At 73.2% G+C, this 8,673-nt stretch carries 6 protein-coding genes; 1 reads left to right on the top strand and 5 read right to left on the bottom strand.

Going from position 1 to position 8,673, the window contains the following annotated elements:
• Positions 1 to 498: 498 nt before the first annotated feature.
• Entirely contained in the window at positions 499 to 1,200 is a 702-nt protein-coding gene (locus tag A3Q37_RS30540; RefSeq protein WP_065489521.1) for a DUF402 domain-containing protein, read from the bottom strand.
• A 79-nt stretch (positions 1,201 to 1,279) separates the two neighbouring features.
• The gene (locus A3Q37_RS30535; protein WP_065489519.1) at positions 1,280 to 2,695 is read right to left on the bottom strand and encodes an aspartate ammonia-lyase; all 1,416 of its coding nucleotides are present in this window, start codon (positions 2,693 to 2,695) and stop codon (positions 1,280 to 1,282) included.
• Positions 2,696 to 2,800: 105 nt separating this feature from the next.
• On the opposite strand from A3Q37_RS30535, the gene A3Q37_RS30530 reads away from it, so the two are divergent.
• A complete protein-coding gene (locus tag A3Q37_RS30530; protein ID WP_065489517.1) occupies positions 2,801 to 4,354 on the top strand; it encodes a ricin-type beta-trefoil lectin domain protein in 1,554 nt (517 codons plus the stop codon).
• Positions 4,355 to 4,427: 73 nt separating this feature from the next.
• Here A3Q37_RS30530 and A3Q37_RS30525 read toward each other — a convergent pair whose 3' ends face one another.
• From A3Q37_RS30525 to A3Q37_RS30515, 3 genes are read right to left on the bottom strand one after another with little or no spacing between them, the layout of a single operon-like run.
• Positions 4,428 to 6,989, bottom strand: a complete 2,562-nt coding sequence (locus tag A3Q37_RS30525) for an amino acid adenylation domain-containing protein (protein ID WP_065489515.1) — start codon at positions 6,987 to 6,989, stop codon at positions 4,428 to 4,430.
• 51 nt (positions 6,990 to 7,040) lie between these two features.
• Entirely contained in the window at positions 7,041 to 7,919 is an 879-nt protein-coding gene (locus A3Q37_RS30520) for an SDR family oxidoreductase (RefSeq protein ID WP_065489513.1), read from the bottom strand.
• A complete protein-coding gene (locus tag A3Q37_RS30515) occupies positions 7,916 to 8,656 on the bottom strand; it encodes a thioesterase II family protein (RefSeq protein WP_065489511.1) in 741 nt (246 codons plus the stop codon). The genes A3Q37_RS30520 and A3Q37_RS30515 overlap by 4 nt, the downstream gene beginning before the upstream one ends.
• Positions 8,657 to 8,673: the final 17 nt, after the last annotated feature.

Genomic DNA, 8,673 nt, shown 5'->3' with positions numbered 1-8,673 from the left:
CACCGCGGCAGCGGCGGCCGCGGCCGCGGCGTCCTGCTGCCGGGGCCGGGTGCGCTCCTGCGGCCGGGCAGCCAGCGGCTGCCGGCCTTCGTGGGAGGTGGGGTGCTCCGTCACGCGTGGGATTCCGTCCGTCCGGGCCGGTTGTATGAGGCAGTCACCTCGTGGGGCGTCACTGTGCCCCGGCAAGCGCGGGAAGAACAACGGCTGTCACCGGATGCCCCCGATGAAGGGGCCGAAACCGAGCGCCGCGGAGATGGCCGACGGACGACCCCTCCGGCAGCGGACGCGGCGAGCGGGCAGCGGACGGCGTGCATGTCTCCACCCCCTCGTAGTGGTTCCCGCGACCGAGCGGAACGTCCGGGTCCGTGCCCCGTCGCTCCGCCCGACCGGTGTGGTGACTTGTGGTCAGTTCCGGTGTGGCGCCCGCTGGTTGCGGCGATCGGCCCTCCGTACGACCGGACCTGCCGACCGGGCCGCCCGAAGGGTTCTTCCAGGGTCTCACGACGGCATACGGGCAGGGGTGCGGTCCCAGTCATCCGGCAGCGGCGGAACCTGCCACCCCGGATCGGGCCGCCAGTGCTCCCAGCCGTCCCGGAACGGCGACCCCCAGCCGGTGATCACCTCGACCGCCGCCAGCCCCGCCTCCCGGACCCGCCGGGCCGTCCCCCGGTCCATCAGACCGACGTGCTGAGCCTGCGCGAACTCGTCCTCGTCGAGCCATTTCCAGCTCCGGTCGGGGTTCACGGAGATGTCGAGAAAGTGATCCTCGGAATCCACCCCTCCGGACCACCGGGTGCGGGGCTCCTCCAGGTTCACGTACCAGTTGCGGAACATCCAGCCGCGGTCCCAGAACAGCCACACCGACCACGGGTCGCCCGGCCGGGCCAGCTTCAGCACCCCGGAGCCGAACCAGGTCGAGCGGGCCGTGGTGCGCGGCGCGGTGTAGCGCGTGGCCAGTGGCTCGGCGTGCACCTGGGTGCCGTTCGCCAGCACCGGCCGCACGCACTCGGTGCCCGGCGCCATCCAGACGGCCAGCAGCTCGTCGGTGTCCTGCACGACGGTCACCGGACGGCAGATGTGCACGGGCGGGGCGCCGGCCGTCCGGCGGGCCCGGCCGTTGTCGCGGTAGCGCCAGAGGATCTGGTCCCCCGGCGCCCAGCGTGCGCACTCTCCCGTACCTGCCCTGCCCGTACCTGTCATGGAGAGATCTTACGGAGCGCTCCCACCGGCCCGCTGCGACTCAGGTCACCCGGGGCTCAGCAGGCACCCCGCCCGGTGCTCACGGGCGGGTCATCCGCAGCACGTCCAGCGCCTCGTCGAGCTGTTCCAGCGTCAGGTCGCCGCGGTCCACATAACCCGAGGCCAGGACCGTCTCGCGGATCGTCGTCCCGTCCTTCAGGGACTTCTTGGCGACCTTCGCCGCCTCCTCGTAGCCGATGTACTTGTTCAGCGGGGTCACCACCGACGGGGACGACTCGGCGTAGGCGCGGGCCCGCTCGACGTCGGCGGTGATGCCGTCGACCGTACGGTCCGCGAGCAGCCGGGAGGCGTTGGCCAGCAGCCGCACCGACTCCAGGAGGTTCTTCGCGATGACGGGGAGCATCACGTTCAGCTCGAAGTTGCCCGCCGCACCGGCCGTGGCGACCGTCGCGTCATTGCCGGTGACCTGCGCCGCGACCATCAGGACCGCCTCGGGGATCACCGGGTTGACCTTGCCCGGCATGATCGAGGAGCCCGGCTGGAGGTCGGGCAGCGCGATCTCCGCGAGCCCCGTGCGCGGACCCGACGCCATCCACCGCAGATCGTTGGAGATCTTCGTCAGGGACACGGCGATGGTCCGCAGCTGGCCCGAGGTCTCCACCAGCCCGTCCCGCGCGCCCTGCGCCTCGAAGTGGTCGCGGGCCTCGGTCAGCGGCAGCCCGGTGGCCTCGGCGACCTCCGCGATCACGGCGGCGGAGAAGCCGGGCGGAGTGTTGATGCCGGTGCCCACCGCCGTACCGCCCAGGGGCAGTTCGGCCAGCCGGGGCAGGGAGGCGCGCAGCCGCTCCACGCCGTAGCGGATCTGCGCCGCGTAGCCGCCGAACTCCTGGCCGAGGGTGACCGGGGTGGCGTCCATCAGATGCGTACGGCCGGACTTCACGACGTCCGCGAATTCGGCTGATTTCCGCCCCAGGGAATCGGCCAGGTGATCGAGCGCGGGGATCAGATCGGCCGTCACGGCGGCGGTGGCCGCGATGTGGATGGAGGACGGGAAGACGTCGTTGGACGACTGCGAGGCGTTCACATGGTCGTTGGGGTGGACCTCGCGGCCGAGGCGTTCGGTGGCCAGGGTGGCGATCACCTCGTTGGTGTTCATGTTCGACGAGGTGCCCGACCCCGTCTGGAACACGTCGACCGGGAAGTGCTCGTCCCAGCGGCCCGACGCGACCTCGGCGGCCGCCTCCTGGATCGCGGCGGCGACGTCCGGATCCACCACCTTCAGCTCGGCGTTGACCTTGGCGGCCGCGCCCTTGATCCGGGCCAGCGCCTCGATGTGGGCGCGCTCCAGCCGCTGCCCGGAGACGGGGAAGTTCTCCACGGCCCGCTGGGTCTGCGCGCGCCACTTGGCGTGCGCGGGGACCCGCACCTCGCCCATCGAGTCGTGCTCGATCCGGAACCCGGTACCGCCCGTTGTGTCACCCGATGCGTCAGTCATGTGTTTAAACCTCCTGAAAAAGATGAGCACTTGTCTTGTTCTATGTATTCCCAAGTCGCCTACCGGCCAGTAAATACCGGGGGTAACCACTTACCGGGAGGCGCAATGAGGCGCACCAGCACCAGACTTCGAGGGCTCCGAAGCCTTCGCCGGCTCCGCTGTACCGTCGCCGCCACCGTCGCTCTCGCGGCTGCCGTCGGCGGTATGGCCGCCGCCGGACCCGCGGGCGCGACGGAGCCGGCTACCAGCTCTATCGCATCCACCCCTCTTCCGCCCGCGCTGGAAGCCGTCCGGGCCGCCGAAGCCACCCAGCTGTACGGCAGCCCCGCCGAGCGGCCGCTCGCCGAACGCAAGACCGGCCTGATCTCGCTCGGCGACAGCGAGATCTCCGGCGAGGGCGTCGGCACCTACGACCCCGGAACGAACGGGCCGGACAACTGGTGCCACCGCTCGCCGGAGGCCGCCATCCACCGCACGGGCATCGCGGCGGACGTCACGTACAACGTCTCGTGCTCCGGCGCCTATACCGGGAACATCAAAATCGGCGGAAACAAGCAGTACGCCGACGAGCTCGTGCAGAGCGACAGCCTCGCCGTCAAGGCCCGCAACACCCGGATCAAGATGATCGTCCTGGTCGCCGGGGCCAACGACGACCTCCAGTTCGGCCCGGTCATGACCGACTGCGTGGTCCGCTACATCACCCTCCAGGGCCCCTGCGAGCCGAAGTACGCGGGCGGCTGGCAGGCCCGCGTGGACGCGCTGGTCCCCAAGGTCGAGGCGACGGTCCGCGATCTGCGGACGGTGATGACCGACGCCGGGTACGCGAACAACGACTACAAGCTCGTCCTCATGGGCTACCCGAGCCCGATCGGCCCGGACTTCCGCGACAACCCGAACTTCCCCGGCAAGCTGATCTGCGGCGGCCTCGGCTACGACTCCGACACCGTCTGGGGCCGCAACACCGCCGTGCCCGCCTTCCAGGCCGGCATGCGGAAGGCCGCCGCGAGCACCGGGGCCTCCTACCTCGACAACTCCCGGCTCTTCCACGGCCACGAGGTGTGCAGCGAGGCCCCCTGGGCGCGCGGCCTCTACATCGACCTGAGCAAGCCCGGCCTGCCCGACGAGAACTCGGTCCGCCAGTCCTTCCACCCCAACGCGGCGGGCCACCGCGCCTTCGCCTCCTGCCTGACCCAGATGTACGACTCCGGGCTGCGCGAGGCGAGCTGCGCCGACCCGGCCAGCACGGGAAACCCGGTGCTTACGGGCCAGGCCTGGGACGACCTGTTCACCCCGCTGAAGAACGAGGCCACCGGCACCTGTGTGGACGTGCCGGGCTCGGTCACCCGTAACAACACGGCGATCGGCGGCTGGGACTGCCACGGCGGGCGCAACCAGAGCTGGTGGTACGACGCCGGTACGCAGACCCTGCGCACCGCGCTCAGCCACGACCGGTGCCTGGACGTGTCCGGCGCCAAGTACAACCCGGGCGCCACGCTCATCGTGTGGAACTGCGCGGGCGCGGCCAACCAGAAGTTCGTCCAGCAGTCGGGCACGATCCGCCCGGCCGCCGCGACGGGCCTGTGTCTGACGCTGGCGGGAGCGAAGGATCCGCTCAAGCTCCAGACGTGCGACGGCAGCGCGAAGCAGCGCTTCGCGTAGCCACCGCCGGTGAGTGAGGGGGTGACCGTGTGGGGCGGTCGCCCCCTCTTCTCATGCCTTGAGAGCCCTCGCCTCAGGTCTTCCGGGCCAGGGCCTCGGACAGTGCGCCCAGCGTCGGCGTCAGATACAGCTGGCGCAGGGGTACAGCGGGCAGCCCGCGCTCGCGGGCGAGCGTGCCGATCCGGATCGCGTACAGAGAATTGCCGCCCAGATCCCAGAAGTCGTCGTCCGGGCCGACCGCCTCGACGCCGAGCACGTCGCACCAGATGGCGGCGAGGGCGGCGGCCGGGGCGGGAACCGGCACCGGATCGCGTCGCGCCTCGGGCGCGGGCAGTCGGGCCGCGTCCAGTTTGCCGTTCGCCGTGAGGGGGAGGGACGGCAGCGCGGTCACCGTCGCGGGCACCATGTGCGACGGCAGCAGCCGGGCCGCCCGCTCCCGTACGGGGCCGGGGTCCTCGCCCGCCCCGGGGGCCGGGACCACGTACGCGTCGATCCGCACGGCCGCCGCGTCGTTGCCGTCGCCGCCGGTCACGGTGACCGCCGCCGCCGACACCGCCGGGTCCTCCAGCAGCACGTGCCGGATCTCGCCCGGCTCGATCCGGAAGCCCCGCACCTTCACCTGGTCGTCGATCCGGCCCAGGTGTTCCAACGTTCCGTCGGGCAGCAGCCGCCCCAGGTCCCCGCTGCGGTAGAGCCGCCGCCCCGCCGGGTCCAGGGGGTCCGGGACGAAGCGTTCGGCGGTGAGAGCGGGCCGGTTCAGATAGCCGAGCGCCACGCCCGCCCCGCCCACCACGATCTCCCCGGGCGCACCCGGCGGCACCGGCCGCCCGTGCGCGTCCAGGACCCGGACCGACCAGCCGGGCAGCGGCCGCCCCACGGACCGGGAACCGGCGAGCGCGTCGCGCCGGGTCACGGTGGCCGCCGTGACATGGACGGTGGTCTCGGTGATCCCGTACATGTTGACCAGCCGGCAGCGGTCCTCCGGGTGCCGGTCGAACCAGTCCAACAGCGGCCGGGTGTCCAGCGGTTCGCCGCCCAGCACCACGAGCCGGATGCCCACGGTGTCCTGTGCGGCCCGGTCGGCCGCCGCGAGCTGGGTGAACGCGGATGGGGTCTGGCTCAGCACGCTCACCCGCTCCCGGACCAGCAACGCGTGGAAGTCCTCGGGCGAGCGGGTGGTCCAGTGGTCCGCGACCACCAGCCGCCCGCCCGTCAACAGCGCGCCCCAGATCTCCCACACCGAGAAGTCGAACGCCGCCGAGTGGAAACACGTCCAGGTGTCGTCGGGGGAGAGCCCGAAGTCCTCGCGTACGGCGTCGACGAGAGCCGTCACGTTGGCGTGCGGGACGAGGACCCCCTTGGGGCGGCCGGTCGAGCCCGAGGTGTGGATGACGTACGCGGGTGAGCCCGGCGTTCCGCGAGGTGTGGCGGGCCGGGACGGGTGGCCGGTGAGGGTGGCCGGGTCCTCGACGGTCAGCCGGACCCCGGCGTCCCGCGCGGTGCGCTCGCGCCGGTCCGCCGGATGCTCCGGATCCAGCGGTACGTGAACGGCGTCGGCCTTCAGCACGGCGAGCATCGCCGCCACCAGGTCCGTTGAGCGCGGCAGGCAGAGCCCGACGAGATCACCGGGGCGGACCCCGTGGGCGTACAGCCCGTCGGCCAAGACCTCGGCGCGGGCGTCGAGTTCGGCGTACGAGAGCGTGGTGGACCCGGCGGTGAGCGCGGGGGCGTCGGGGCGGGCGGCGACCTGCGCGGCGAAGGCGTCGTCGATGCGGAGGAAGGGGGCCGGGGCCGCGGGCCGCATACCGAGGGCCAGTTGCGCCGCTGACTCCGCCTCGCTCAGTGGATTCAGCCGGAAGAGCGGGGTGTTGGGCGGACTTGTCAGCAACTGCTTTCGTACGTGCTCCACTTGGTGTGCCGGTACGGGCAGGGAGTCGGGGGCGGTCGGCAGGGTGGCGGACCCGATTCCGTCGCCCGCCACCAACTCCAGCGCGGGCAGGGCCTCGTCATCGGCCGGGGCGACCGGCTCGGTGGCCAGCAGCTCCGCGACCGTACGGCCGGGTGACAGGTCCGCCGCGAACACCGCGTACCCGTCGAGCGCCCCCAGCGCGTACGGCGGTCGGTCCCGGGCCGGTACGGGGACGGCGACGCGCACCGCCGACGCCCCCTCGTACCGCCCGACGGTGAGCGCGAGCGCCGACGCGAGGCGGCGGGTCTCCTCGTCGAGGCGCAGGTCGAGCGGGAGCGGTCCGGCGAGCGGCGTCACCGCGTCCGGGGTCAGTTCGCCCCGCAGCACCCGGGCGACGAGCCGCAACGAGCGGGCGTCCAGGGCGGATCCGGCGGCCTTCAGGACGAGATCGGGGCCCGCGGCCGCTTCCTCCGGCCGCTCGTCCGCGTACCGCAGCAGCACCGCACGCAGCCGGTGGCCGGATGCGACGGGGCGGTTCACCTCGGCCGCGCGCCGCCGGGCCGCCGCATCGGACGCGGCCGGGGCGGGCACGGATTCCGTCCACAGCCGGGGGTGGCGGTCCCCGGGCCACCACAGCCCGGCCGCCGCCGTGAGGGCGGCGGCGAGCGCGGTGTCGGTGGTGGCCGGTGACAGGCGGACCGTCAGGCTGTGCTGGGCAGGCGGCACGTACGCAACTCCTGGGAGGGGAAAGGGATATCGGAGGTCGGAGGTCGGGGTTCAGCGGGCGGTGAAGCCGCCGTCCACGGTGACCACGCTGCCGGTCACCTGCCGGGACGCGTCCGTGGCCAGCCAGAGCACCGCCTCCGCCACTTCGCCCGGCTCCACCAGCGCGTTCATCGGCTGGTCCCGGACGAAGGTCTCCTCGTGCTCCGCCACCGGCACCTCCAGCGAGCGGGCGATCTCCGCCAGCATCCGGCCCTCCATCGCCTCGTCGTCCCGCACCGAGCCCGGGCAGACCGCGTTGACCCGGACCCTGCGGGGCGCGTAGTCCAGGGCCACCGCCTTCGTCAGACCCACCAGACCGTGCTTCGCCGCGACGTACCCCGCGAAGTGCCGGTAGCCGACCAGCCCCGCCGTCGAGGCGACGTTGACGATCGAACCGGACCCCTGGCCGACCATCCGGGCCCCCACCGCACGGATCGCCCGCCAGGCGCCGCCCAGGTCCACGTCGATCATCAACTGCCATTCGGCCTCGGTGATCTCGTGCGCCGGGCGGCCCGAAGGGGCCGCGATACCCGCGTTGTTGACCAGTACGTCGATCCGCCCGAACCGCTCCTCCGTCGCCTCCGCCGCTTCCTGGAGCGCCGCCAGGTCCCGGACGTCCGCCTGTCGGGTCAGCACGGCGGACCCCGCCGCGCGGCAGAGGTCCGCGGTGTGCGCGAGCTGCGAGGCCGAGCCGAGCGGATACGGCACCCCGGGCAGCTCGCCCGCCACGTCCAGCAGCATCAGGTCCGCCCCCTCACGGGCGAACGCCAGCGCGCAGGCCCGGCCGAGACCGCGCGCCGCCCCGGTGATGACCGCCGCCCGCCCGGCCAGCCGCCCCGCACCGCCGCCGGAAGCCGGTCCCGAACCCGTAACAGCGCCGCCCCCCGTCACCGGTCCCTCGCCGCGCGTATCTCGGCGGCCACCAGCTCCAGCAGTTCGTCCGGCCGCTCGGCCAGATACATGTGCCCGCCGGCCGGCTCGGCCACCGTCAGCTTGCCCGTCGTCGCCCGGCCCCACTCGGCCGCCTCCGCCGCCCCCACGAGCGTGTCCTCCCGCCCCCGTACGGAGATCACGGGAACGCTCAACGGGCGGTCCGTGGACGGCACATACGTCTCGTGGAGCCGGACGTCCGCCCGCAGCGCGGGCAGCAGCAGCTCCCGCATCTCCGGGTCCGCCAGCGCCGGATGGTCGTACCCGGCGAACGCCCGGACGCGGGCGGCGAACTCCTCGTCCGGCAGCCCGTCCGCCCGGTCCGCGCGCGGCGTCCAGGGGCCGGGCGCGCCGCTGACGACGAGCGCGGCCAGGCGGACCGGGCCGCCCGCCCGCTCGATCCGGTGCGCCAGCTCGTACGCGAGCACCGCGCCCATGCTGTGCCCGAACAGCACGACCGGGCCGCCGCCCCCGTCCCCGTCCGCTCCGCCGAGCGCCGCCATCACCTGCGCGTACGCGTCGTCGACGGCCGGGGCCGCCGCGTCGTACGCGGGCTCGGGGAACCGCTTCTCGCGGCCCGGCAGGGAGACCGGGAGGATCCGCAGCCCCTCCGGCGCCCGTTTCTGCCAGGGCGTGAAGAAGGAGGGGCCGGCCCCGGCGAAGGGCAGGCAGATGAGGACGGTGTCTTCGTCGGCCACGATCGTTCCTGTTCTCT

This window comes from Streptomyces sp. PTY087I2 (assembly GCF_001687325.1).
GTDB lineage: Bacteria > Actinomycetota > Actinomycetes > Streptomycetales > Streptomycetaceae > Streptomyces.
This window is presented reverse-complemented; position numbering and strand designations above follow the sequence as displayed.